This window comes from Lysinibacillus sp. FSL M8-0355 (genome assembly GCF_038008985.1).
Classification (GTDB): domain Bacteria; phylum Bacillota; class Bacilli; order Bacillales_A; family Planococcaceae; genus Lysinibacillus; species Lysinibacillus fusiformis_D.
In genome coordinates this window covers 1,075,555-1,101,039 of record NZ_JBBPAI010000001.1, presented here as the reverse complement: position 1 = coordinate 1,101,039, position 25,485 = coordinate 1,075,555, and the positions used below count along the sequence as shown (strand labels likewise).

Here is a 25,485-nt window from a genome sequence, read left to right as displayed (position 1 = left end):
TAATCCCCTTTGTTTAATCAATTTCTAAGTGACGTACTGTATCAGTAATCGTCGAAATAACAGCATGCTCTACCATCGTATTAGCTTGTCGAATCGCACTAAAAATTGCTTTTGCATTCGATGAGCCATGCGCTTTAATTACAGGTGCTTGTAAGCCAAACAACCCTGCACCACCATACTCTGTGTAGTCCATTTTATTTTTTAAGTCACGTAAATTATTTTTCATGAGTGCTGCTGAAATTTTCGTTTTCGTTGATGACATAAATGCCTCTTTTAACATTGAAAATAAAGCGCCAGCCGTCCCTTCAATAGACTTCAACACCATATTGCCTGTAAAGCCATCTGTTACAACAACATCCGCTACTCCATCAAGCAAATCACGCGCTTCTACATTACCAATAAAATTCAAATCAGCTTCCTTCAATAATTCGAAGGCAGCTTTCGTTAATTCATTACCCTTTTTTTCCTCAGTACCGATATTTAATAGGCCAATTCGTGGTTTTTGTAAGCCTCCAACCTTTTTAGCATAAATATCACCCATAATCGCATATTGCACTAAGTGCTCTGGTCGTGCATCTGCATTTGCTCCTAAATCAAGCATTAAGAAGCCTTTACCATCCAATGTCGGTAATGTTGTAGCCAAAGCTGGACGGGCTATCCCCTCAATTCGGCCAACTTTAAATAAGCCCCCTGCCATTAACGCTCCGGTATTCCCAGCAGATAGGCAAGCATCTGCTCTACCTTCTTCCACCGATTCCATCATGCGAGCCATTGAAGAATCCTTTTTTCGACGAACAGCACGTGCAGGGTCATCCGTTCCTTCTACTATTTCCTCACAATGTATGATTGTTAATCGATCATGTTGTTTTAAAAATGGCTCAAGCTTATCTTGCTGACCATATAATTGGATTTCTAAATTTGGGATTTGCTCTAATGCTAAGAGTGCACCTTCAACAACTGATTTTGGTGCATTGTCTCCACCCATTCCATCAAGCGCTAATTTCATTGTTACTCACCTTTACCTTTCGTGCGGTACATATCAAATTCACCAACAAAAACGGTTTCACCATTTACGGTAGATGTTACCTCGACTTTTGTACGATGATTTAGATCATCTCGTCCGATAACAATCGCTTTTGTAATAACACGATTTCCAGCACGCACAGGTTTCACAAATGTAATATTGGAATGTACGGTTAATGCTAGTTCGTCATCAATTACTGCGACCGCTAATGAGTTTGCTTGTGCAAACAAATGATGTCCACGTGCGATGCCATTGCGCTGAAAAACATGCTCTTCTTGTACATCAAAAATCGATAGTGCTCGATTATCTAATTCAATATCTACAATTTCTCCGATGACTTCATCAATCGGTAGAGATTTTACTTCATTTTCATAGTTTTTAGAAGCAACATCTTTAATTCGCTCTCGTAATTCTGGTATAGATAACTCCATACGATCTAAACGAATTGTTTGGACACTTACCTGAAACTGTGTTGCTAGCTGTTCATCTGTGACGAATGGATTTTCAGCTATCGTTTCAGATAGTAGTCGCTGTCGCTCTTTTTTCGTTCGTCTCAACATCATTCGCCACCTTTTGAGTTGTTATTAGCACTTGGTACTAATATCAGTATATAGAGTATAAAAAAAGAATGCAAGACTTGTTTTGAAATCAAGTACTCACATTCTCCTATGCTCATAAGCCCTCAATACTAATCGAAGCGCTCTCCTTGTAATACACCAGACTCTTCTAGCATTTTACGCAAGTATTGATAGTCATCATCCTGCCAAAACGCTTTTGTTTCAAGCATCTCTGTTGCATCTTTTCTTGCGGTCTCGAGTATACGATAATCATGTACTAAATCAGCCACTTTAAAATCTGGCAAACCACTTTGCTTTCTACCAAAAAAGTCCCCTGGTCCCCTTAATTCTAAATCTTTTTCGGCTAAACGGAAACCATCATTCGTTTCCGTCATCGACTGCATACGCTCTTTCCCTTCATCAGACTTAGGATCAGCAAGTAAAATACAGTATGACTGGTGCTCACCGCGCCCGACACGCCCTCGGAGCTGGTGCAATTGCGCTAGGCCAAAGCGCTCAGCATCATAGACAATCATAAAGGTAGCATTCGGTACATTAACACCTACCTCCACAACTGTTGTAGAAACTAAAAGCTGAATTGTTCCTTCACTAAAATCGCGCATCACCGCATCTTTTTCATCGGCTGATAAACGTCCATGCATTAAACCGACCTGATAACGATCTTTAAAATAAGTGGCTAGTTGCTCATAAATTTCTACAGCATTTTGAACATCAAGCTTATCAGATTCCTCAATAAGTGGACAAATAGCATAAGCTTGTCTTCCAGCCGCTAGCTCCAATTCTAGCTTGGACATCACAGAGCCGAGTTGCTCTTTTTTCATCCAATGCGTTTCAATCTGTTTACGGCCCGCTGGCATTTCATCAATTATCGATACATCCATTTCCCCAAATGCAGTAATAGCAAGTGTACGCGGTATAGGAGTAGCTGTCATAAAGAGGACATCTGGATTCTCCCCTTTATCACGCAAAATTCGACGTTGTTCCACACCAAAGCGATGCTGCTCATCTGTGATGACAAAACCTAGCTTTTGAAATATAACATCTGGCTGAATTAACGCATGTGTGCCAATGACAATGTCAAGATCACCATTTGCCAAATCTGCTAAAATCCCACGTCGCTCCTTTGTTTTAGTTGACCCAGATAACAAAGCAACACGAACATCAAAGGGTTGAAACCATTCTTTTAAGTTCTCCAAGTGCTGTTCCGCTAAAATTTCAGTTGGTGCCATTAAGGCTCCTTGAAAGCCAGCTGTCACAGCTGCATATAAACCGATTGCCGCTACTACTGTTTTCCCAGAACCTACGTCGCCTTGCAGCAAACGATTCATTCGATGTGGTTCCTTCAAATCTTTACAAATTTCATTAACCACTCGTTTTTGAGCATTTGTTAATTCATAGGGCAATGAAGCAATAAATGCTCGTAGTTTATGCACATCAAATTGAATGATTGTGCCACGCTCACTCTCTTTCCGCGTTTTACGTAAAGCCTGTATACGCAATTGAAAGTTTAATAGCTCCTCATAAGCAAAGCGTCTTCTTGCTTGTTTAGCATGCCCAGCATCCAGCGGAAAATGGATACCCTCCAAGCCCTCTCGTATCGGAACAAGCTTATAGGACTCCTGTAAATAATATGGAATCGCCTCTGGTAGCTCTGCACCAAAATCATCTAACACTTGTCGCATATATTTACGAAATCTTTTTTGCGGAATCAAACCTTTCAGACTATACACTGGCTCAAAGTCTACTTGATCTGTTTTTGGCCCAAATGTGACAGTTGTACCATTGATTACTTGTCTACCACGATCCCATTTCCCCGTCACGGTAATAATGGAACCCGGTACAAGCTTTTGCTTTAAATAACCTTGATTGAAAAATACAACTTTTACCAAGTGACGTCCTGCCAAAACTGTTACCTGAAGTCTTGATTTATTACGACCTAAAAATAATATCGTAGGCTCACGTTCTACCTTGCACTCAACTGTAACGCGTTCGTTATGTGGTGTTTGCGCTAAATCTTTTAAACGAAAATCTTCATGTCGATGTGGGAACGTCCATAATAAATCAGCTACTGTATTGATGCCTAGTGATTCAAGATGTGCTGCTGTTTCTTTCCCGATGCCTTTCACTTCATTGACATGGCTAAATAATTCAGTCATCCTATCCCACAACTCCCTTCATTCAAGTGGTACTCTTTATGTAACCATCCTAGCTTCCTCTATCTAATGTATCATATATTAATTCGCAGCCTCTACACATAAGCAAAAACCCCATCAATGCATGATAGGGTTATAAACGTCTGTCATTTATATTGCAAAATTATGTCAATAAAAAGCTTAATGGCATCAGGAAAGACATCTTCATCTAAATCAAATTTTGGATGATGATGTGGATATTGGCTTTTTTCGCCACCCATCCCAACAAAAATAAATGCACCTGGCTTATGCTTTAGATAATATGAAAAATCCTCGCCCCCCATTACTGGATCAACAAGCTCGAATACATCCTGCCCAAAATTTTCACAAACGATAGATTCTACGAAGCGTGATTGCTGAGGATCATTGATAAGGGGAGGCGTCCCTATAATAAAATCGATTGTCCCTTTCGCCCCAAAAGCATGGCAAACCCCTTCTGTTAAACTTACCATCTTCGTTTGAATGGTAGCTACTGTTTCAGGAGTTAATGCCCTAATCGTTCCTATTAATTTTGCTGTCTCTGGAATAATGTTATACGTTGTTCCTGCTTGAATATTTCCTACTGTAATAACGCCAGCCTCAATAGGATTGATTGTTCGGCTAATGATACTCTGAAAGGCTTGCATTAAATGGCTCGCAATATAAATGGGATCAATCGTTTCATGAGGCATTGAACCATGTCCACCATGACCTTGAATCTCAATTTCAAAATCATCGACCGAAGCCATCATTGGCCCATGTGTTAAGCCTATTTTCCCTTTCTCTAAACCCTGCCATAAATGAATACCAAAAATAGCATCAACATCTTCTAGCACGCTATTTTGAATTAAAAAATCTGCTCCACTTGGTGTGATTTCCTCAGCTGATTGGAAAATAAGCATAATATTTGGCTCGATTTTTTCCTTATTCATCGCTATCCATTGTGCTACTGCCAATAAAATCGCTGTATGCCCATCATGACCACACATATGTGCCACACCTGGCTTTTGAGAGATATAGGGTTTATCACCTTCTTCAACAATTGGTAATGCATCTATATCAGCTCGTAAAGCTATTGTCTTTTTACCTTTTGTCCCTTGAATCATAGCCACTACGCTAGGAGAATCATACTCTAATATTTCAATTTGAAGCTGCTCTAATCGTTTACGAATAAATTGACTTGTTTCAAATTCTTGTCCAGAAAGCTCTGGATATTGATGAAGATAACGACGATCCTCTATAGCTTGTTTTGTTAAAAATGGTAGATTAGTTATTTCCACTAAAAAAACTCCTTTTAATTTACCTTGAGCGTTCCTACAAAGGAATGGAGCGTCTGATAAAGCCACCCTTACAAAATGGGTGCTTATTTTATTATACTAAAATCATTCGCAACTAAACCAATATAAAAACATGCTACCTTTTTAGATAGCATGTTTCACCAGTTTTATTGAAGTGCTTTAATACTTTGTAAGCCACCATTTTCAAGAATGGCCTTACTAATAGCCTTACCAGTTGGTGTTGCCGCAAGACCACCTCGTGCAGTCTCTTTAAGGTTTGGACTCATAGATTGCCCAATGCGATACATAGCGCCAATTACTTCATCACAGGGAATACGACTTGTTACACCTGCAAGTGCCATATCTGCCGCTACTAGCGAGTTAGATGCACCTATGGCATTACGTTTGACACATGGTACTTCAACAAGACCTGCTACTGGATCACAGACAAGACCAAGCATATTTTTTAAGGTAATGGCAAATGCTTCCGAACATTGCTGTGGCGTACCTCCAGCCATTTCAACAATGGCAGCAGCAGCCATTCCTGCAGCAGAACCAACTTCTGCCTGACAACCACCAGCAGCACCTGAAATGGAAGCGTTATTCGCAACCACAAACCCAAAAGCTCCTGACGTAAATAAATAACGGATCATTTGTTCACGAGTTGGATTTAATTTATTTTTCACTGCAAAAAGCGTTCCTGGTACAACACCTGCAGAACCCGCTGTAGGCGTTGCACATATTGTTCCCATCGCTGCATTTACTTCATTTGTTGCAACGGCTTTGCTTACAGCATCTAATAATAAATCACCTGATAGTGATTTTCCTTGCGCAATATAATTTTGAAGCAATACGGCGTCCCCACCAGTTAAACCTGTTACTGATTGCACACCTTGTAATCCTCGTTCAATGGCTTCTTCCATCACGGTTAGATTTCGATCCATTTGTTGGATGATTTCTTCTCGCGTTCTGCCAGTAATCAATATTTCCTGTTCGATCATGATTTCTGATATTAATTTTCCTTCTTGCTCTGCTCGTTCTACAAGCTCACGAACATTATGAAATAAAACGTCCATTTTGGGACACCCCCCTTAGTTATTAATTTTAGAAACCTTTGTAATATGTGGAATTAAAGATATTTGCTGTAGCACCTTATCTTCAATGTTTTGATCAATTTCAATCACCATTAGAGCTGTTAAACCACGTTCTATACGTGAAACTTCCATATGCCCAATATTGACTTCATGCATTGCTAAACAATTGGCTACATTGGCAATACAGCCAGCACGATCATCATGCACAACAAGAATTGCTGGCATACCACCTGTTAAACGTAGCTTAAAACCATTGACTTCACTGATTTCAATTTTTCCGCCACCAATCGAAATACCAACTACAGACATTTCCCCTTCATCGTCTCCAATGACAAGCCGAGCTGTATTGGGATGCTCCGTATTAGCCGTTTCGGGAATAAATTCATATTCTAATCCCACTTTTTCGGCCTCTTCAAATGCTATTTTAATACGGTCATCAAATGTATCGTAATCTAATAGGCCCCCCACTATCGCAACATCTGTACCATGTCCTCTATACGTTTCAGCAAATGATCCATATAAATGAATTTTTGCCCATTTAGGTTGTCTACCAAATAAATCCCTTGCAACACGCCCAATGCGAGCTGCACCTGCCGTATGAGAGGAGGAAGGCCCAATCATGACTGGTCCAATAATATCAAATACTGAAGTAAACTTCATACAAACACCCCTCTATTCTATTCATATAATAATATTTATTTTTACTTATATCATGCTTGATAGCTACTATAAAAGTAAAGCATTTAATTTATCAACTTTCAGAAAATTACCACTACTATAATTTATAGTAACTATATAGGCTTATTTTTTGTCCACACCATATATACACATCAATAAAACAGTTGATATTCCAATAATTCCAAATTTTTTATCCTCTGGACACGTACATCTAGCTGTTCATATTTAGCACGTTTTTACTAAATATTATACATCCTCCTCTTTGTAGCATAAACAAAAGCAGTACACGTTTTGTGCACTGCTTTCTTTACGGAATAGCAAAGTAGCATGTAATTATTCTACTGAAATAATATATGGATATAACCCTTGTTTACCATCAAATAATTCAACTTCTACATCTGGATAGTTCTCTTCAATGAAAGCTGCTAATGCTGAAGCAGCCTGTTCAGTTGTATCTTCGCCATAGATCACTGTAACTATCTCAGCATCTTCATCGACTAAATCTGTGATTACCTTTTCTGCTGCATCCTTTAATGCTGGTGTAGAAAGGACAATTTTACCTTCTGCTAATGCCATAAAATCATCTTTACGGATTTCCACACCATCAATAGATGTATCACGCACTGCATAGGTTACTTGACCTGTCTTCACATTAGCAAATGCATCGGACATTGTCTTTTTATTTAGATCAACAGCTGCTTCAGGGTTAAACGCTAAAATCGCTGCCATCCCTTGTGGAATCGTCTTCGTAGGAACAACCGCTGCGTCAATCTCTAATAGTTCAACCGCTTGCTCTGCTGCCATAACGATATTTTTATTATTCGGTAAGATTAATACTTTTTCTGCACCGATTTCTTGTACGGCTTTAACGATATCTTCAGTTGAAGGGTTCATTGTTTGACCACCTTCAATGACATATGAAGCACCGATAGAGCGCAATAATTCTGCCACACCCTCACCCATCGCAATCGTTACGATAGCATACGGATGTTTTTCTACTTTTTTGGCAGTCGTTGGTGCTTTATGCTCCTCACCAACAATCGCTGAATGCTGCTCACGCATATTATCAACTTTTATTTTAATAAGACTACCGTATTTTTGTCCGATTGATAAAACAGAACCTGGTTGCTCAGAATGGATATGAACTTTCGCAATTTCTTCATCGGAGATCACAAGCAAAGAATCCCCCAAAGGATTTAATTCATTACGGAAATGCTCCTCATCGAAAGGTTCTTTCCCTTCTTCTAAACGCACCATTATTTCAGTACAATAGCCAAATTCAATATCTTCAGTATTCATGAAATCCTGTACTCTATGATGCTCTGCATTGATTAAATCATCTAAGGTCGCATCATTTTTCTCTGGAAGAGGCTCACCTTTTAAAGAGGCTAGAAACCCTTCATACACAAATAGTAAGCCCTGACCACCACTATCCACAACACCGACCTCTTTTAAAACAGGTAGCAATTCAGGTGTGCGATCTAATGAAGCCTTTGCTTCTGCTATAAAAGCTTCCATCACGGCAATGATATCGGTTTCAGTTTCTGCCACTTCTACACCTTTTTTTGCCGCCTCACGTGCTACTGTTAAAATAGTTCCTTCCACAGGTTTCATAACAGCTTTATAAGCTGTATCAACACCCGCTTGGAAAGCCGCTGCAAAGCCTTTTGCATCAATGGTTGCTTCTTTTTCAATAAACTTCCCAAAGCCTCGGAATAATTGCGATAGAATAACGCCTGAATTTCCGCGCGCACCCATTAAAAGACCTTTTGATAATGCCTGTGCTGTTTTACCAATATGTTCTGAAGCGGCAAGTTCTGTTTCCTTTGCGCCAGATGTCATCGATAAGTTCATATTAGTCCCTGTATCACCGTCCGGTACTGGGAATACATTTAATGAATCTACATAATTTGCATTTTGGTATAGATGATGCGCACCCATTTGTACCATTTCAGCAAACTTTATACCGTCTAAAGACTGCATTCGATTTAGTTCCTCCTCTTAATTCGCTACACGAACGCCCTGTACAAAGATATTGACAGATTTTACGCTCATACCTAATGTTTTATCTACTGTATATTTCACTTTCGATTGCACTTGGTAAGCAACTTCCGAAATTTTTGTCCCGTAACTAACAATAATGTACATATCTATATGTAAATCGTCGTCCTGTTGTCGAATAACAACACCTTTTGCGAAGTTTTCTTTACGTAAAATATCAGTTAGACCATCACGAATTTGATGTTTAGATGCCATGCCAACAATACCGTAGCATTCTACAGCAGCACCACCAGCAATTTGTGCAAGTACATCTGTTGAAATATCAATTTGGCCGAATTCATTGTTTAATTCAATTGACATAGGAATGCCTCCTTGGCTCTTTTTGACTAAAGTATATTGTAACACTTTCGTTATAATTTAAGCAACCTAAGGCAGTATAGAAAGGCTTTATAGCAACGTTTTCTGACTTCAAATAGACGCATTTTCCTTTCCGTAAAAAATTGCCATTTTACGAAAATAGTTATTTCGTCCGTTCTGCTTAGCTAAATATAACGCTTGGTCAGCAATATCACAGCATGTTTGTAAATGCTCATGCATTGTCAGGTTAGCATGACACATTCCAATACTAACCGTTACGTATCGAACAATATCTGATTGCCTATGTGGAATCTTTAAGTCACGCACTTCCTTTAAAATTTCTTCACATATAGGCTCAGCAAACTTCTCAGTATGCTGACTAATCATAATAAATTCTTCTCCACCCCAACGAGCAACAAACGCCTGATACTTCTCTGCAATTTCCGCCAATAAGGAGGCTACTTTAACAATGACCGCGTCACCCTGTATATGTCCATAGTAATCATTAAACTTTTTAAAATAATCAATATCAATCATCATTACCGTTAATGTTTGTGGTTGATGAAGCTGATGTCCTATTTTAGTCAATTGCTGATTAAATGCTCGACGATTTGGCAGATTCGTTAAAGGATCTTTTAGTGCTTGCTCTGCTAACGCTTTATTTTTAACAGCTAACAGCTCTGATAATTGTTTCGTTTTGGTCATTTCTTCATCCAATAAAATATGCTGTGTAGTTATTTGTTTCCGAACCTTGTAGGCCTGATATTGAATTATGATACCAATCGGAATTAAAAGAGACATCGGTAATATGACTTTAATATTGTCACTGGACATGCCAACACTCAAATACGTACTCGCAATAATTGCTGGTGCAGAAAGTAAAATAATCCAACTAATTTTTCGTAAAGGTAATGCAAATACCGTACAAATAATGATTAAAATCACCTCATATAATGCTGCATGATGAAAGAAATAAACATCCATTACCGAAATTGCCGTAATCAATAGCATAATCGTGTAAATATAAATAACAACTAGGTGTTCATACTTTTGTATATTAACAGAGGTAATGTGAATTCGTTTTTCCCTAACAAATAACAATACGGCTATATCTATATAAAACATGGCGATATGAATGGCAATATAGACGGGGACCATGGCTCTTTCTGCTTTGACAAAGAAAACCTCTCCATAATGAATAAGGGAAATAATAGCCGATACATACATAAGTGACCAAGCAACTGTTCTCATCCCTTTTAAATTCGACTGAACCATTTCTTTGCGAATAGAAAAACCTATTTTTTCTTGATTTTTCATAATACTCGCTCCTATTGTCCGCTTTCAGTTATATAATGTTCTATATGTATCGTCTAAAGAATGAAAAATACAAGTAGGTCGAAATTTTTTTGATAAATAAAAAAGTTGATACTTTTATAGCATCAACTTTGTTTATATTATATTCAGTTCAATATTTTAAAATTTATTTGACTAAAAAAGACTTTTAATAAGCTTGTCGATCATAACAGGCATTTCTTTAAAGGCACTATCCACATGCAGTCTTTCTGTTTTTTGGTGTGCATCTTTGCCAAAGGGACCGACATTTAATACAGGCCCCTGTAATGCAGACATCTCTTTAAACGGAATACTATACGTATCTCCCCATACAGGTGTGTTACGTTCGAATGCTAACCACTCGTTTGAATCATCTGTGTAGTTAACATAACTTAAATCACAAATCCCGTTAAAATAATGAATCTGCTCCACCTCAATAGCAAATGTTTGAGCCGTTTTCTTCATCAATTCAATCGATTGAATAACAAGTGGATGATTGGATGAATTAATTGCTGGATAATAAGGTGGTGCATATAGCAAAACTGTTGCTGGTGCTAATTCCTGACAACGAATCATGAGCTGATCAACAATACGTATAGATTTTTCACGATCGTCCCATGCGTGATGCTGAAGAACTTGCTGTTTGATCGTTCGCACTTCCTCCTCACCCAATTTATGGATAGCATGCTCCAACAATGCCTCATATCGCAAGACCTGTACATTCCCTACCCCTTGTACTTTTTCTCGAGTGCAAACTTTTTGGTATTGCTCATTACAAGCAGCCATGGCTTGTAATGCCACTTGTTCAAAGATAGCCATTACTTCTGCAGCTGTACGTTTTAATAAAAATACATTGTAAAGTGCAGCCGCACGATATGGTGTTTGTGTAGAATACTCCATTTTTAAATCTTTTAATTGTAAAGAAACTGGCAGTGGCGTACTTTCTCCCAAATCTGTTTCACGGAAAAGAGGATTCCACTCCATGTACTGTGTCATATAAGAAGCAATAAAGTTAGCGGTCATGCCCTTTAAAGGTTCGCCAACATGCGTCTCTTTGCCATAAAATAAAGCAGCTGGCATTATTTTCCCTATAGTACCTGAATAAATATATTCATTTGTATCAGATGGCCCTTGCGAAAAGGAAGGTTCACTATTTAAAAATAATTTATAGGTTAGCCCATGTTGTTCACGAAGTCTCACAAGCTCCACAACAGCAGCTCGCATTCCAGCAGAGTTTACTTCCTCATCAGGTACAGTAGTTAAAATCAAATTAATTGGCCATTGTTCAAAGCTTGCCTTTTCAATGAGCTGCATATGTAAAGCAAGTCCCATTTTCATATCCATTGTGCCACGACCAAATAAATAATTACCTGACTCCAAATCAATTCTAGCCGCTTCTGGTAAATCTTCTTTGTATTTAGACTCCATCAGTTTTTTTGTTAATTCCTCTGGATAAAAAGCTAATGGCTCTAGTTCTCCATATTCCTCCGTATGCACTGTATCGAAGTGACTGATTAACACCACTGTTTCTGTTGCTGTTGGGTGCTTATAAAATGCCGTAACAGCATTTCTTCCAAGCCCTGCATCATGTAATTCAATAAGCTCTGGATGTTTTTCAAAATATGGAAGCGTTAACAATTTATCTTTTAATTTATAGGCAAAGTCATTTTCACCCTTTGTCAATGTCCTGCTTTCCCAACTGACAATTTCACATAGCAATGCTCGCAGTTTTTCAGGTGTATTCCACATATAATTATTCATACAAACTCTCCTTTAGCCTCAATTCGTTAAATTTTTGGTTAACGAATTTCTAGTGACTCTTCACTTTTACTATCTGTCGTTGTTGCATTTTTTAATTTCAATTGATAAAAAATCATACAGGCAATAAAGAAGCCAATCCCGTAAAGTAAACCGATTCTTTGCGTTGGATCAAACGCTAAAAATACTAAAATAAATACACAAAAGATAATACAAAATACAGGTATTAAAGGAAATAGAGGTGTTTTAAATTTTAAATCAGCCAAATTTCCTCCCGACTTTACATAACGATAGCGGAACATTAGTTGAGAAGCACAAATCCCCATCCATGAGATTGTGACAGAGATTCCGGCCACCGACATGAGTAACACAAATACTGCATCTGCTTCCATTACACTTGTTAATAAGGATAATAGTGAGAAAGCCATTGTAAAAATGAGCGCATTTAACGGCACTTTATTTTTAGTCAATCGACCAAATAACTTAGGTGCCATTCCCTCTTGTGACATAGAGAATAATAAACGTGTTGACGCATACAGACATGAATTGCCGACTGATAAAATAGCCGTTAATATAACAAAATTCATGATACTAGCTGCATATGGAACACCTGCTATATTCATCAACGTTACAAATGGACTTTCTACAAGACCAAGCTCTGATGCTGGGAATATCGCCGATAATACAATAATGGAGGCAATATAAAAGACTATAATTCTAAAAAGAATAGTACGAATCGCTCTTGGAATATTTTTTTCAGGGTTCTCGGTTTCACCTGCTGCAATACCAACAAGCTCTGATCCCTGATAAGAGAAAATAACATTCATCATTGTGACAAAAATAATAGAAATACCTGCTGGGAATAAACCAGTAGGTGCTAAATTTGTCAGATGTGGCGTTGGACGATCTGCTAATGGAATTAATCCGAAAATGGCCGCACCACCTATAATGATAAATGCTATGACTGCAACAACTTTGATACTAGCAAACCAGAACTCTGCTTCAGCGAAGCCCTTTGTTGTTAAAGCATTTAAGACAAATAAAAGAACCATAAACACAGCACACCAAATCCATATCGGTACAGTCGGAAACCAATGTTGCATTAAAATCCCAGCAGCTGTAAATTCAACACCAGCTGTGGCGGCAGACCCGACAAAATACATCCAGCCTAATGAAAAACCAGCTGAAGGACTAATGAAACGTGTAGCGTATGTCTGGAAGGAGCCTGTAACTGGCATATAAACAGCCAATTCCCCAAGACAGTTCATGACCATAAACAAAATTAGGCCACCAAACAAGTAACCAATTAGAGCACCACCTGGTCCTGCTTGATTAATGGTATAGCCAACATTTAAAAATAAGCCCGTTCCAATAACACCCCCAAGTGAAAGCATTAATAAGTGACGGCTTTTCATCGATCGATTTAATTGATTGTTGTGAAGCTGATCCCCTTTATTCAACATCCATCCCTACTTCCCATATAGTGTAAATATTCAGATAATCAAAGAATAAAAGTACCCAATCAATTTTCCCTTTTAAATTGATTGGGCAATGTTAGCATGTCTTAAAAACGTAATGATAAACAGCTTAAGCCACCATCGTGTTTTCTAAACTCAGACATCTCAAGTTCAATAGTTTGATAGCCAAGATTTTGTAATTTACGATTTGTTTCTGGGTAGCCAGCTGGAATAATAATATAATCATTTACTTGAATACAGTTAGCAGAATATTCATCTTCTTTAGGAATCACGATTTTATCATAAGATTCAAATGCAGGGTGATCGACAAACTCACCAGCTACCACCATACGATTATCCCCAACATAGGCAACCCCTGTTTTTAAATGGAAGAACTCTTTTAATGGAATAATAGTCGCTTCATAGCCTTCTTGCTCAACAATTTTTTTAAATTGCTGTGCGCCTTCTTCATTTGTACGGTCTGAGATCCCTACGTAAAATTTCTTCTCTGCTTGTAATACATCTCCACCATCAAGCGTTCCAGAGCCTTTAATATAGTAAATTTTTTCAAAGAATGGTTTCACTGCTGGTTCAATATCTTCGATTTCACGATTACGAGCAGCTGCTCCAGGGTTTGAGATAATAGCAAATTCAGATGTTAATACTGCCGTATCTTCTACAAATGTTGAATCTGGGAATGCTTCATTTGCTGGTAATTGTGTAACCTCAACGCCACATTTTTTCAAAGCATCTATATACTTTTCATGCTGTTCAAACAATTTTTCTAAAATGGGTTTACCTAAATCACTAGTTGTTAAACCGTTTACAAAACTATTTCCTGGATTTTTAACAATAACATTTTTAAACATAATTTTCGTCTCCTTTATCCTCTTACTACTGGACAAGTTAGGCATGTTGGCCCACCTGTTCCTTTAACAGTAATTTCATCACCTTTATATTCAAACACTGTTGCACCAGCATCAAGTAGCTGTTGTTTTGTTACTTTGTTCCCTTCAGGAATAACGCACACTCTTGGTGCAAGCGCCAAGACATTACAGCCCAGTGCATCATACTCATCCTTCGGTACTTCTATTAATTGGATACCTCGCTCGATAAGCAGTTGTCGGAAAAATACTGGCATTAAACGTGAATGTACAACAGCTAAATCTCGATCTACCATACTTATGAAAGACATTAAATGTAAACACTCAGCTTCACCTAAGTCATGGGGTAGCTGCACAACAATAAACTCATCCACCATATCCGCTGTCATTTCCTTTAATTGATGGATAGCTTCATCATTTGTACGATAACCTCTACCTACAACGAGTGTTCGATCATCTAACCAAACAAGATCTCCACCATCTGATACCGCCTCTCCTGTTAGTTCCCCAATGATTGGAATACCTTTCTCCTGTAAAAAGGCCTTATATACTGCTGCTTCTGGCTGTCTCAATTTTTTGCCAGATTTCAGTATAATGGCGCCATTTGGTGTGAATTTAACTGGATCATGTGCATAAAGCGAATCTAACCCTACTTCATCATTAGCAGGCAAATAATCAATCGTATCAACATACTTTTCAAGAATCCTAATAAATTCAGCATATTCTCTTAGCGCTTCTTCATAGTTAGGCTCAGATAAATAGTTAAATGTTTTCCATTCATCGCTAAGATGTGCCTGGCTTCGGAAAGCATCTTTCGGATGTTTTACTATAACGTGTTTCAAAGGTGCATACATTGATGAACAATAATGCATTCCCTTCACCCCTTTTCCGTGTAGTGGAAAACGTTTCCGTTAAGAGGAAAGTTTATATGAAAAATATATTCGTTTTATGCTATACTGTCAATATATTTAGAAAACTTTTTATTTTTCCTTTAATCTAAATTTGATTTATCCATTGAAAAACAATTGTACGAGGATTCATTTTACACATCTTTGTATAGACATCTATTCGCTCGAAAATATTGGAACTAGACGTAATTGGAGAATAAAAATAAAATAGGAGGAAGGGAGGTGGGACAAATGCAATTATTAGAGCGAGCTATGACGATTGCGAAGGTTTTAGCATCTGAAGCAAATGACCGTAGCTTGTCTATTTCAGAGCTTTCTACAAAATGCAATTTACCACTAAGTACTTTACATAGAATTTTAAAAGCCATGATTAAACAAGGTATGATTGAACAGGATGAGCAGACTAAGCATTATCGCCTCGGAACAATATGGATGGAACTTGGCTTACAGGTATATGACACGATGGATTATATTAGTAAAATTAGACCTGAATTAGAACGCTTAGCAAGAGAAGTTGAAGAAAGTGTCTATTTAAGTAAGCCCGCTGGTTTAGATACAATTATTATAGAAAGAATAGACAGTGCTGCAAATCCGATTCGTATTTATGACCAACTTGGCATTCGCATACCTATGCATATCGGCGCAGCCAATAAAGCCATTCTTGCTTCTATGCCTGACACTCAGTCAAAAGAAATTTTGGAACAGCTAATAACGAAAGACGAAATTGCTGAATTAGAAGGACAACTTCAAAACATCCGACAGCAGGGCTATGCAATAAGTCATGGAGAACGAACTGCTGGTACTTCCTCCATTGCGGTATCTGTACAAGATGGTTTTGGAGAAGTGATAGGTGCAGTGAGCATCGGCTTTGTGAATTTTAATGTCTCTCAAGATCATATTAATACATTAATTGAGCGCTTAGTTGATACTGGTAAACGTGTATCGACAAAACTTGGTTATCGTGGAAAAGGGTAGTAATACTTCTTTTCTTAAGTTTCCTTTCTTTTACTAACTGATTTTTGCCTGTAAAGGTTTTTTTCTTGAAAGGATATGTGAAAACTATTGCACTGAACGCCATCGTATGTTAAATTATTATGGTATGTGAAATACCGAACTGAAATAATAATCTTTCAGCATCAACAGTAAGGAGGGAATACAACATGCCAAAACAATGTGTAATCACTGGACGTAAAGCTCGTACTGGTAACAACCGTTCCCACGCTATGAACGCTAACAAACGTACTTGGGGTGCTAACCTTCAAAAAGTTCGTATCTTAGTTGACGGTAAACCAAAACGTGTATGGGTTTCTGCTCGTGCATTAAAATCAGGTAAAATCGAGCGCGTTTAATCGCCGCTTCTAAAAAATCGATTTCGCATTGGGCGCAAATCGATTTTTTTCTTTTTACAGTATTCAATATACTTAACGTAAAAAAATCCGACTAACATTAGTCGGATTTTTTTACTTTCTTATCTTTTTTAAATAGGTTAATACACGTACGCGTGATACTACTCACGAATTTCGGCAGCTGGAACGTATATACTTTCAGGACTCTCTCCCCCTTACGCTAATCTATGCTTCTTATCATTAAACATATGCCATGCGAGAAAGATATAGACCCTGAAGTTCCTATTATTTCATTACTTGTAAATCGTGATGTTCCTAAAGAGATTTCCTCATTCGTTGTTTCATATTTTACTTGCCGTAATGTCACATTTTGAATCGGTTCCTCATGAGCAAAAAAAGACAAGTATCGGTATCGATCATCTGCAAAAATAGTATGCGTACCAGGTAATAAAAATTGCAACATATTTGCATGATTAATAATCTTCAGCTCAACTTGAGGATGCTCTTTTTGGAGTCGATAAATGGAACGAACCGCTGCCTCATAATGATCTAAGCGCCCACCTGTAACACCTGTTAGGACAATTTCTTGAGGTGCATAAGTATAGGCTTTAAGCAAAGCTAAATCCGTGTCTGTTTCATTTTTCTCTTCCTGAAAACGTTGTTGGTCATTGGTTTGTGCCATCACAAATTGATATTCCTCATTTGTTAAGGAATCAAAATCACCAACAATGGCATGAGGGGTAATCCCATGCTCCAGTAAATATAAAGCACCACGATCTGCTCCAATAAATACTACATCCTGTTGTTGAAACGATGAAAATGAGCAAAGCTCTTGTTTTGGACCACCTGCACAAACAACGACTATCGTCATCTCTTAATCGCTGCCTCACCAGCCGCTAAAATCTCTTGGAGTGCAGCTGTTCGATCTTCTTTACTATAAATAGCTGATCCTGCCACAAAAATCGTCGCTCCAGCCTGTGCACATGGAACAATCGTTTCAGCAGTAATACCACCATCAATTTCAATGGCAATCTCTAGACCCCGCTCTTTAATAATTGCCAATAATGCTTCAATTTTAGGTACAACAGAATGAATAAATTTTTGTCCACCGAAGCCTGGATTAACAGTCATCAACAATACCATATCGATATCTTCTAAAATGTGTTGAATCGACTCTATTGGTGTATGTGGATTTAATACTACGCCAGCCTTTACACCATAAGAACGAATTAATTGTATTGTTCGGTGTAAATGACGACATGCTTCAACATGCACTGTAATATAATCTGCACCAGCTTTTGCAAATTGTTCAATATACTGATCTGGATTTTCAATCATTAAATGTACATCTAACGGTAAATTCGTTAATGGACGGATAGCATCCAATACGATTGAGCCAAATGAAATATTCGGTACAAAGTGACCATCCATGACATCAATATGAATCAGTGTTGCACCTGCTTGCTCTACTTCTTTTACTTCTTCCCCTAATTTTGCAAAATTTGCTGCTAAAATTGATGGTGCTATTTGTATCATCATTAATACCTCGGCTTTCGATCCATAATTTCTTGCATAAATTGTTCATAATGCTTGTAGCGGTAGTCACGAATTTCTCCCGTTTCTACTGCTGCCTTTACTGCACATTTTGGTTCTTTCAAGTGTAAACAGCCTCTAAATTTACAATCATCCGCCACTCTGACCATTTCAGGAAAACATGCGCCTAATTCCTCTTTATCAATTTCATCAAAATCAAAAGAACTGAATCCAGGAGTATCTGCCAATAAACCATCACAGACCTCAATAAGCTCGACATGACGAGTAGTATGTTTTCCTCGCCCTAAGCTTTGCGAAATGATGCCTGTTTTTAAGTTTAATTCAGGAATTAGTGTATTCAGCAAAGTTGATTTTCCAACACCAGATTGACCTGCTAATACAGTGGTTTTTCCTTTTAAAATAGGCTGTAGGCGTTCAACTAATTCTTCTTCATCTTTATAGGTTTGTAAAACCGTATAGCCCATGTTTTGATAATCGACGATATATTGCTGTAATTCCTCACGTTTATCATTTTCCAGCAAATCCATTTTTGTTAAACAAATAATAGGATGTACATGGAATGATTCTAAAACAACTAAAAAGCGATCCAATAAAATGGTATTGAAATTAGGTTCTTTTACGGAAAATACTAAAATACCTTGATCAATATTGGCAATTGGCGGACGAACTAATTCATTTTGACGCTCCAAAATCTTTTGAATGGTACCATCCGATCCTTCTGTTTCCGTTGAATATTCTACAATATCACCAACAAGCGGGGATTCTCCGCGATTGCGAAAGACCCCACGTCCTCGACATTGAATAAGTTGATGACCATCATAAACATAATAATAACCGCTTAATGCTTTTCTTATTTGGCCTTGCGCCATCCAATTCCTCCTTAATTGACATCCTCATATTTAACTTTGTCTTCTAAGATTATTTCTGAGTCACGGATAATTCTATAACTTGCATCTTTGCCTTCTTCAATAACAAGCTGTATATTGTAAGGTGTATCATCTAAAATTGGAAACTCTACTGGTTCAGAAAATGTATGATTTTTATCTTGAATTTCAATGCGAATGTTTTGAGCTATACCCTCTTCTGTAGGTTTATACTCAATGACTACAGGTATGACCAGTGGTTTATCAGGCTTTTTCGCTGGTCCTTTACTGATCACAACGGATATGAAGGAACCTTCTTCCACCATAGTACCCGCTTTTGTCAATTGTGATATCACACTGCCCGCAGGAATCGACTCATGATATTCTTCACGTGAAATACGCCAATTAAGGCCAACTCTCCTCACATAGTCATCCATATCCGCTTTTGTATAATTATTGAGGTTTTCAAGCCTTATCATTCTAACCCCTTGGCTTACTTTAAACGTAATTGTTTCTTCCTTCGCAACAACTTCAGTATTTGGGGGTATACTTTGCTCAATGATTCTTCCTTCTGGTTCATTAGAAGGGACATCCTCTTTTAGTACTTCTTTATACTTTCCTTTTATTAAAGCTTCCACTTGACTATAATTCTGTCCAACATAATTATCTACAGTCGTCATTTCCACACCTAAGCTGACGATTAAATCAATCTCTGTGCCTTTTGTACGCAATGCATTTTTTGCTGGATCTGTTTCAATGATCTTACCTTTCTCAATTTCCTCATGGTTCCGCTCCTGATGCTCCTCACCAACAACAAACCCCTCTGCTTCTAATTTTTTTGTAGCTTCTTCCACAGTTAAATTTGTCACATCAGGTACAGAAATCTTTTTCGGGCTAAACGAATCTGTTGCAAATAAAAAGAATAGGAAGATGACAATCACAGTAATCAATAATCCAGCAACATACTTTGGCCAATTTTTCTTCTTTCCCTTAACAGGAGCTGGTTTTTCTACAGTTTTTTTAGGCTTTGCTTGAGATGGTGTTTTCACTTCCATAATCGGTTCCATAACTCTCGTTTGGGTTAAATCTTCGCCTTTTTTATGAACAGGCTCTTTAATAATTGGTATAGCTTTCGTCGTATCATTATCAACAGGTATGACAAATTTTGGTTCGTTTACTCGTGTTGGTGATAAGACTGTTTCCAAATCATCATATATTTCTTCCACTGTATTATAACGATGGGAAGCATCTTTAGCCGTAGCCTTCAGCACCACATTTTCCAAACTTTGAGGAATGGTTGCATCAAAAGCACGAACAGAAGGTGTTTCTGTTTGTAAATGCTTGAGTGCAATGGAAACTGCTGATTCTCCAGAAAATGGTAATTCACCTGTTAATAATTCATATAGCACAATGCCAAGTGCATAAATATCTGATTTATTAGTAGCCGTCCCGCCTCGGGCTTGCTCAGGCGATAAATAATGCACCGTACCTAACACTGAATTCGTTTGTGTAAACGATGTAGCACTTAACGTCATGGCAATACCAAAATCAGTTATTTTTACATTACCCTCCGCATCCATTAAAATATTTTGCGGCTTAATATCACGGTGGATAATATGATTTTCATGGGCATTTGCAATGGCAGACGTTAATTGTTTCATAATATGCACACTTCTAGCAGGAGAAATTGGTGCAAATTCTTGTATGTACTGCTTTAACGTTTTTCCTTGAACATATTCCATCACGATATAATGTAGATCGCCATCGTCCCCTACATCATAAACACTAACAATATTTGGATGTGTAAGACTTGTAGCAGACAGTGCCTCACGTTGAAAACGTCGATGTAATTCATCCTCATTGGAAAAATCATAGCGTAATATTTTTATGGCTACATCACGGTTTAATATCATATCGTGCGCTAAATAAACATTGGACATACCTCCGCCACCAATGAGCTGCAAAATTTTATAACGGTCACTAATTCTTTTACCTACAAGCATTCTTACACCTCCTCATCCTTTTTTGTTAGTAGCACGAGGGAGATATTGTCTTCTCCCCCGCTGGCATTTGCCAATTCTACAAGCTTACGTCCTTTTTCTTCAATGGCATCTGGATACGTTATAATTGAAGCCATTTCATAGACAGTGAGTTTATTGCTTAAGCCATCTGAACAAATGAGTAAATACGATTCTGATGCTAAATCTACTTCATAAAAGTCTGGCTCTAGCGTTTCCTCTGTTCCAACAGCTTTTAAAATGAAATTTTTCTTTGGGTGTGTCAAAGCTTCTTCTTCACTTATTTCGCCATTTTCTACCAGTACATTTACATATGAATGATCTCTTGTTATTTGTTGTGCACCATCTTCAAAGAAATAATACACACGACTATCCCCAACATGTGCAATGAAGCAATGATACTCTTCTATTAACACCGCAATAAACGTCGTGCCCATTCCTTTACAGTCTTCATGTGATAAAGAATAGTCATATATCGTTTTATTCAATTGCTTAACTGTGTGCAATAACCATTCTTTTTTTGATGTTGTTGATACAAAATGATGTGCGTCTGCCTGTAAAAAAAAGGATTCCATCTGTTTAATTGCCATATCACTTGCTACATCACCAGCATTATGACCACCCATGCCGTCCGCCACAAGTGCTAGTGCAAGCCCGTCAGGACGTTTAAAAAATGCAGCACGGTCTTCATTAATTGATCGTTTTAAACCAATATCACTTTCGACTGTGTATTCCAACACTGGTCACCTCGTTTCTTCAGATCTCTCTTGAGCACGTAATTGACCACACGCAGCTGCGATATCTGAGCCTTGCTCTCGGCGGATCGTTACGTTAATCCCATTTTTCTTTAAGGTTTTTTCAAAAGCAAAAATTTGACTACGAGACGTACGAACATAATCACGTTCTGGTACGTAGTTGACAGGAATCAAGTTAACGTGACATTTAATTCCTTTAATTAATGCCGATAACTCCTCTGCAATTTCCACTGAATCATTTTCACCAGACATCAATCCATACTCAAAACTCACTCGTCGCCCTGTTTTTTTAGTATAGTAACGAACAGCCTCCATTAATTCATCCAATTTGTATGCACGAGCAATTGGCATTAGCTTTTGACGTGCCTCTTGGTTTGGTGCGTGTAGTGACACGGCGAAGTTAATTTGTAATTGTTCATCTGCAAACTGATAAATTTTTGGAACAATCCCTGATGTTGATACAGTAATATGACGTGCACCGATATTTAACCCTTTTTCATGGTTGATTACTTTTAAGAAGTTCATCATCGCATCATAGTTATCGAAAGGTTCGCCAATACCCATAATGACAATATGCGATACTCGCTCGCCCACTTCATCTAAAGTCTGCTGCACTTTGACAACTTGCTCCACGATTTCTCCTGCTAGTAGATGTCGCTTCAAACCACCTAAAGTGGAAGCACAAAATGTACAGCCGATTCGACATCCTACTTGTGTTGTTACACAAACAGAGTTGCCATATTCATGGCGCATTAATACGGTTTCGATTGAATAGCCATCTTGCAATTGAAATAAAAATTTAATGGTACCATCTGTAGATTCTTGCTTAATAATGGTTGATAGTGTTGTTAACGCAAAATTGGCTGTTAACTTATCACGCAATCCCTTTGAAAGGTTCGACATTTCTTCAAATGTCTTTACACGTTTATTATACAGCCAGTCAAAAATTTGAGTAGCACGGAAAGGTTTTTCACCGTTTTCTGTTAACCATTCTTCTAACTGATATGGCTGTAAAGAATAAATAGATTCTTTTAAATTTGGTTTTTCTTTCTTGACACGTCGGACGGGCTTGTCTTCCGCTTCATCAACTAAATCGTTAATACGTTCATTAAATTTCTCTTGATCCACCATTAGTTGGATTCTCCTTTTTTACGAAAGGCGGCAACGAAGAAACCGTCACTGCCAAAGTCTTGTGGAAAGACTTGAAGCATGCCATTAGCTTGCTTTTCCGCTAATTTTGTTGGTAAAGACTCTAGTTGTATTGCTTCCATTTCTGGATGCGCTGTTAAAAAGGCATGAACTGTGCCTTCATTTTCTTGTAGATCGACTGTACAAGTACTGTACACAAGCTTTCCATCTGTTTTCAATACTTTAGTTGCTGCCTCAAGTAAAGCTAATTGGATTTTTTGTAGATTTTCTAAATCTTCTTCTCGCTTTGTATATTTAATATCGGGCTTACGTCGCATAACCCCTAGCCCACTACATGGTGCATCAACTAAAATAGCATCAAAAGACGCTGCTTGTAAAAATTCGGGTGCTTTCCGTCCATCAATTGGGGCTGTTTCAACAATATCAAGCCCTAGACGTTCTGTATTATGGTCGATTAAATCTAATTTATGTGGATGAAGGTCTGTCGCTAAAATAGATCCTTCATTTTTCATTATTTCGGCTAAATGTGTTGTTTTTCCACCCGGGGCTGCACACATATCAAGGACACGCATGCCAGGAGATGGATTTAACACTTTAGCAGGTATCATTGAACTTTCATCCTGGATAGTAATGTGACCTTCTTTAAATACTTTTGTACGTGCAGGTTGACCATTGGTTACACGTAAACATTCAGGCATTAAATCACTTTGCTGTACTGTTAATCCTTCTTCCTCTAGTTCAGCAATAGCCTGTTTAACGGTTGTTTTTGTTGTATTCACACGCACTGTTTGCATAGCTGGCACATTGTTTTCATGCAACATTGCTGTTGCTAGCTCTAAACCGTAGTTTGCTACAAATCGTTGCACTAACCACTCGGGATGGCTTGTTTCAATAGCAAGTCGCTCCATTGGATCTGCTATATCCTCTGTAGAAGGAACGCCGCTACGTAACACCGATCTTAAAATCCCATTCACCGTCGAAGCAATACCACGATGCCCTCTACGCTTGGCAATTTCCACTGCTTCATTTACAGCAGCATGTGGTGGGATACGAGTTAAATAATGAATTTGATACAACGATATTCTTAATAACCAACGTACCCAATGATCGACTGACCCACGAATAAAAGGCTCTAAATAAAAATCAAGCGTCATTTTATGCTGTAAAGTTCCATACGTAATTTCAGTTAATAAGGCACGATCTTTCGCCTCAATTTTATGTCGTTTAATTGTTTCGTTTAGCAATAAGTTGCTATATGCTTGGTTTTTATCAACTGCTAATAGAATAGATAATGCAGCATCTCGCACATTTCCATCCCAAATCACTACACTTTTTTTACTCATTTAAATTGGTCCCCAATCTGTAATTTAGAACCTGTACCACGTAAATACTCCTCTGCAGTCATACGCTTCTTGCCAGCTGGCTGCACGTCATATAAGGCTAAAGTTGTACCGTTGCCAGCAGCTACTTCAAAATGATCTTTCTCAATCGCTACAACTGTACCTGGATTCGTCTCATGCTTGCATTTACCAATAGCTGCCCACCATACTTTAAAATTACCATCCTCAAAAGTTGTATAAGCAACCGGCCACGGATGAAGACCACGTACTTGATTGTATAAAGTAGCAGCATCGTTTGTCCAATCGATGCGTTCTTGCTCTCTCGAAATATTGCTGGCGAAGGTAACAAGTGCTTCATCTTGGACTGTTCGGCTATTTGTACCATTTATAATAGAAGGAAGTGTCTCTTTTAGGAGCTCACAACCCACTATGCTTAGCTTTTCAAAAAGGCCACCTGTATAGTCGTTTTCTTCAATAGGAATCGCTCTTTGAGAGATAATATCTCCAGCATCAAGCTTCTCTGCCATATACATAATGGTTACCCCAGTCTCTTTCTCGCCATCTATAATAGCTTGATGAATAGGAGCGCCTCCACGGTATTTTGGAAGTAGTGAGGCATGAACATTAATGCAGCCAAAAGCAGGAGCATCTAATAGCTCCTTTGGTAGTATTTGTCCAAAAGCTGCTGTTATCACTAAATCTGGCTGTAGAGCAAGAATTTGTTGTAACTCTTCAGAGCCGCGCAATTTTTCTGGTTGAATAATTGGTAAGCCAAGTTCCAAAGCTGCAGCCTTCACAGGTGGTGGTGTCAATACACGCTTTCGCCCAACTGGACGATCTGGCTGTGTCACAACTGCTTTAATATCGTATCCTTCATCATGTAGCATACGCAAAATAGGTGCTGAGAAGTCAGGTGTCCCCATAAAAATTATAGACGTCAT

Annotated in this window: 24 protein-coding genes; 2 read left to right on the top strand and 22 right to left on the bottom strand. The window is 38.1% G+C overall.

Annotated features, from left to right (window positions below):
- Window positions 1-13: 13 nt before the first annotated feature.
- The 13 genes from plsX to MKY46_RS05110 all read right to left on the bottom strand — a co-directional run bounded on the left by plsX (window position 14) and on the right by MKY46_RS05110 (window position 15,483).
- Entirely contained in the window at window positions 14-1,006 is a 993-nt protein-coding gene (gene plsX / locus MKY46_RS05170) for a phosphate acyltransferase PlsX (protein ID WP_036124805.1), read from the bottom strand.
- 2 nt (window positions 1,007-1,008) lie between these two features.
- The gene (gene fapR, locus MKY46_RS05165; RefSeq protein ID WP_036124838.1) at window positions 1,009-1,581 is read right to left on the bottom strand and encodes a transcription factor FapR; all 573 of its coding nucleotides are present in this window, start codon (window positions 1,579-1,581) and stop codon (window positions 1,009-1,011) included.
- 131 nt (window positions 1,582-1,712) lie between these two features.
- The gene (recG, locus tag MKY46_RS05160) at window positions 1,713-3,758 is read right to left on the bottom strand and encodes an ATP-dependent DNA helicase RecG (RefSeq protein WP_036124807.1); all 2,046 of its coding nucleotides are present in this window, start codon (window positions 3,756-3,758) and stop codon (window positions 1,713-1,715) included.
- Window positions 3,759-3,901: 143 nt separating this feature from the next.
- Entirely contained in the window at window positions 3,902-5,053 is a 1,152-nt protein-coding gene (locus tag MKY46_RS05155) for a M20 metallopeptidase family protein (protein ID WP_036124809.1), read from the bottom strand.
- A gap of 164 nt (window positions 5,054-5,217) precedes the next feature.
- Window positions 5,218-6,126, bottom strand: a complete 909-nt coding sequence (gene sdaAA / locus MKY46_RS05150) for an L-serine ammonia-lyase, iron-sulfur-dependent, subunit alpha (RefSeq protein ID WP_036124812.1) — start codon at window positions 6,124-6,126, stop codon at window positions 5,218-5,220.
- Window positions 6,127-6,141: 15 nt separating this feature from the next.
- Complete coding sequence (gene sdaAB / locus MKY46_RS05145) at window positions 6,142-6,804, bottom strand: L-serine ammonia-lyase, iron-sulfur-dependent subunit beta (protein ID WP_036124814.1); 663 nt, start codon at window positions 6,802-6,804, stop codon at window positions 6,142-6,144.
- A 351-nt stretch (window positions 6,805-7,155) separates the two neighbouring features.
- A complete protein-coding gene (locus MKY46_RS05140; protein WP_036124816.1) occupies window positions 7,156-8,805 on the bottom strand; it encodes a DAK2 domain-containing protein in 1,650 nt (549 codons plus the stop codon).
- Between the two features lie 18 nt (window positions 8,806-8,823).
- Window positions 8,824-9,183, bottom strand: coding sequence for an Asp23/Gls24 family envelope stress response protein (locus MKY46_RS05135; protein WP_004269431.1), 360 nt, complete (start codon window positions 9,181-9,183; stop codon window positions 8,824-8,826).
- 108 nt (window positions 9,184-9,291) lie between these two features.
- A complete protein-coding gene (locus MKY46_RS05130) occupies window positions 9,292-10,497 on the bottom strand; it encodes a GGDEF domain-containing protein (RefSeq protein WP_036124817.1) in 1,206 nt (401 codons plus the stop codon).
- A 171-nt stretch (window positions 10,498-10,668) separates the two neighbouring features.
- Window positions 10,669-12,273 (bottom strand): M20/M25/M40 family metallo-hydrolase, encoded by a 1,605-nt coding sequence (locus MKY46_RS05125; protein WP_036124820.1) that lies wholly within the window; start codon window positions 12,271-12,273, stop codon window positions 10,669-10,671.
- Window positions 12,274-12,311: 38 nt separating this feature from the next.
- Entirely contained in the window at window positions 12,312-13,733 is a 1,422-nt protein-coding gene (locus tag MKY46_RS05120) for an amino acid permease (protein ID WP_036124822.1), read from the bottom strand.
- Between the two features lie 101 nt (window positions 13,734-13,834).
- The gene (locus MKY46_RS05115) at window positions 13,835-14,596 is read right to left on the bottom strand and encodes a dimethylarginine dimethylaminohydrolase family protein (protein ID WP_036124824.1); all 762 of its coding nucleotides are present in this window, start codon (window positions 14,594-14,596) and stop codon (window positions 13,835-13,837) included.
- A gap of 14 nt (window positions 14,597-14,610) precedes the next feature.
- Window positions 14,611-15,483 carry a dimethylarginine dimethylaminohydrolase family protein gene (locus tag MKY46_RS05110; RefSeq protein ID WP_036124826.1) on the bottom strand — a complete coding sequence of 291 codons (873 nt, stop codon included), beginning with the start codon at window positions 15,481-15,483 and terminating at the stop codon, window positions 14,611-14,613.
- A gap of 267 nt (window positions 15,484-15,750) precedes the next feature.
- Here MKY46_RS05110 and MKY46_RS05105 point away from each other — a divergent pair, with 267 nt between their 5' ends.
- Window positions 15,751-16,494, top strand: coding sequence for an IclR family transcriptional regulator (locus tag MKY46_RS05105; RefSeq protein WP_036124840.1), 744 nt, complete (start codon window positions 15,751-15,753; stop codon window positions 16,492-16,494).
- 185 nt (window positions 16,495-16,679) lie between these two features.
- Entirely contained in the window at window positions 16,680-16,868 is a 189-nt protein-coding gene (gene rpmB / locus MKY46_RS05100) for a 50S ribosomal protein L28 (protein ID WP_004227417.1), read from the top strand.
- A 97-nt stretch (window positions 16,869-16,965) separates the two neighbouring features.
- On the opposite strand, the gene spoVM is transcribed toward rpmB, so the two are convergent.
- Genes spoVM through fmt form a run of 9 tightly spaced genes read right to left on the bottom strand, consistent with a single transcriptional unit; the run spans window position 16,966 to window position 25,485 of the window.
- On the bottom strand, window positions 16,966-17,067 hold the full coding sequence (spoVM, locus tag MKY46_RS05095; RefSeq protein ID WP_099805045.1) for a stage V sporulation protein SpoVM: 102 nt from the start codon (window positions 17,065-17,067) through the stop codon (window positions 16,966-16,968).
- Between the two features lie 18 nt (window positions 17,068-17,085).
- Complete coding sequence (locus MKY46_RS05090; RefSeq protein ID WP_036124829.1) at window positions 17,086-17,736, bottom strand: thiamine diphosphokinase; 651 nt, start codon at window positions 17,734-17,736, stop codon at window positions 17,086-17,088.
- Window positions 17,733-18,401, bottom strand: a complete 669-nt coding sequence (gene rpe, locus MKY46_RS05085; protein WP_340833811.1) for a ribulose-phosphate 3-epimerase — start codon at window positions 18,399-18,401, stop codon at window positions 17,733-17,735. The genes MKY46_RS05090 and rpe overlap by 4 nt, the downstream gene beginning before the upstream one ends.
- A 2-nt stretch (window positions 18,402-18,403) precedes the next feature.
- Window positions 18,404-19,288: a ribosome small subunit-dependent GTPase A gene (gene rsgA / locus MKY46_RS05080; protein ID WP_036124921.1), complete on the bottom strand. Its 885-nt coding sequence runs from the start codon at window positions 19,286-19,288 to the stop codon at window positions 18,404-18,406.
- Between the two features lie 11 nt (window positions 19,289-19,299).
- A complete protein-coding gene (pknB, locus tag MKY46_RS05075) occupies window positions 19,300-21,285 on the bottom strand; it encodes a Stk1 family PASTA domain-containing Ser/Thr kinase (protein ID WP_340833810.1) in 1,986 nt (661 codons plus the stop codon).
- A gap of 2 nt (window positions 21,286-21,287) precedes the next feature.
- Complete coding sequence (locus MKY46_RS05070; RefSeq protein ID WP_058843486.1) at window positions 21,288-22,037, bottom strand: Stp1/IreP family PP2C-type Ser/Thr phosphatase; 750 nt, start codon at window positions 22,035-22,037, stop codon at window positions 21,288-21,290.
- Between the two features lie 6 nt (window positions 22,038-22,043).
- Window positions 22,044-23,186, bottom strand: a complete 1,143-nt coding sequence (gene rlmN / locus MKY46_RS05065; protein WP_340833809.1) for a 23S rRNA (adenine(2503)-C(2))-methyltransferase RlmN — start codon at window positions 23,184-23,186, stop codon at window positions 22,044-22,046.
- Window positions 23,186-24,547, bottom strand: coding sequence for a 16S rRNA (cytosine(967)-C(5))-methyltransferase RsmB (gene rsmB, locus MKY46_RS05060; RefSeq protein WP_036124929.1), 1,362 nt, complete (start codon window positions 24,545-24,547; stop codon window positions 23,186-23,188). The genes rlmN and rsmB overlap by 1 nt, the downstream gene beginning before the upstream one ends.
- On the bottom strand, window positions 24,544-25,485 hold the full coding sequence (gene fmt / locus MKY46_RS05055; protein ID WP_036124932.1) for a methionyl-tRNA formyltransferase: 942 nt from the start codon (window positions 25,483-25,485) through the stop codon (window positions 24,544-24,546). Before fmt ends, rsmB begins: the two co-directional genes overlap by 4 nt.

Bases quoted from the DNA above. Each gene is read 5' to 3' on its own strand.
- plsX (WP_036124805.1), bottom strand. From the start codon at position 1,006: ATGAAATTAGCGCTTGATGGAATGGGTGGAGACAATGCACCAAAATCA.
- recG (WP_036124807.1), bottom strand. From the start codon at position 3,758: ATGACTGAATTATTTAGCCATGTCAATGAAGTGAAAGGCATCGGGAAA.
- sdaAA (WP_036124812.1), bottom strand. From the start codon at position 6,126: ATGGACGTTTTATTTCATAATGTTCGTGAGCTTGTAGAACGAGCAGAG.
- sdaAB (WP_036124814.1), bottom strand. From the start codon at position 6,804: ATGAAGTTTACTTCAGTATTTGATATTATTGGACCAGTCATGATTGGG.
- MKY46_RS05140 (WP_036124816.1), bottom strand. From the start codon at position 8,805: ATGCAGTCTTTAGACGGTATAAAGTTTGCTGAAATGGTACAAATGGGT.
- MKY46_RS05135 (WP_004269431.1), bottom strand. From the start codon at position 9,183: ATGTCAATTGAATTAAACAATGAATTCGGCCAAATTGATATTTCAACA.
- MKY46_RS05130 (WP_036124817.1), bottom strand. From the start codon at position 10,497: ATGAAAAATCAAGAAAAAATAGGTTTTTCTATTCGCAAAGAAATGGTT.
- MKY46_RS05125 (WP_036124820.1), bottom strand. From the start codon at position 12,273: ATGAATAATTATATGTGGAATACACCTGAAAAACTGCGAGCATTGCTA.
- MKY46_RS05120 (WP_036124822.1), bottom strand. From the start codon at position 13,733: ATGTTGAATAAAGGGGATCAGCTTCACAACAATCAATTAAATCGATCG.
- MKY46_RS05115 (WP_036124824.1), bottom strand. From the start codon at position 14,596: ATGTTTAAAAATGTTATTGTTAAAAATCCAGGAAATAGTTTTGTAAAC.
- MKY46_RS05110 (WP_036124826.1), bottom strand. From the start codon at position 15,483: ATGCATTATTGTTCATCAATGTATGCACCTTTGAAACACGTTATAGTA.
- MKY46_RS05105 (WP_036124840.1), top strand. From the start codon at position 15,751: ATGCAATTATTAGAGCGAGCTATGACGATTGCGAAGGTTTTAGCATCT.
- rpmB (WP_004227417.1), top strand. From the start codon at position 16,680: ATGCCAAAACAATGTGTAATCACTGGACGTAAAGCTCGTACTGGTAAC.
- MKY46_RS05090 (WP_036124829.1), bottom strand. From the start codon at position 17,736: ATGACGATAGTCGTTGTTTGTGCAGGTGGTCCAAAACAAGAGCTTTGC.
- rpe (WP_340833811.1), bottom strand. From the start codon at position 18,401: ATGATACAAATAGCACCATCAATTTTAGCAGCAAATTTTGCAAAATTA.
- rsgA (WP_036124921.1), bottom strand. From the start codon at position 19,288: ATGGCGCAAGGCCAAATAAGAAAAGCATTAAGCGGTTATTATTATGTT.
- pknB (WP_340833810.1), bottom strand. From the start codon at position 21,285: ATGCTTGTAGGTAAAAGAATTAGTGACCGTTATAAAATTTTGCAGCTC.
- rlmN (WP_340833809.1), bottom strand. From the start codon at position 23,186: ATGGTGGATCAAGAGAAATTTAATGAACGTATTAACGATTTAGTTGAT.
- rsmB (WP_036124929.1), bottom strand. From the start codon at position 24,547: ATGAGTAAAAAAAGTGTAGTGATTTGGGATGGAAATGTGCGAGATGCT.
- fmt (WP_036124932.1), bottom strand. From the start codon at position 25,485: ATGACGTCTATAATTTTTATGGGGACACCTGACTTCTCAGCACCTATT.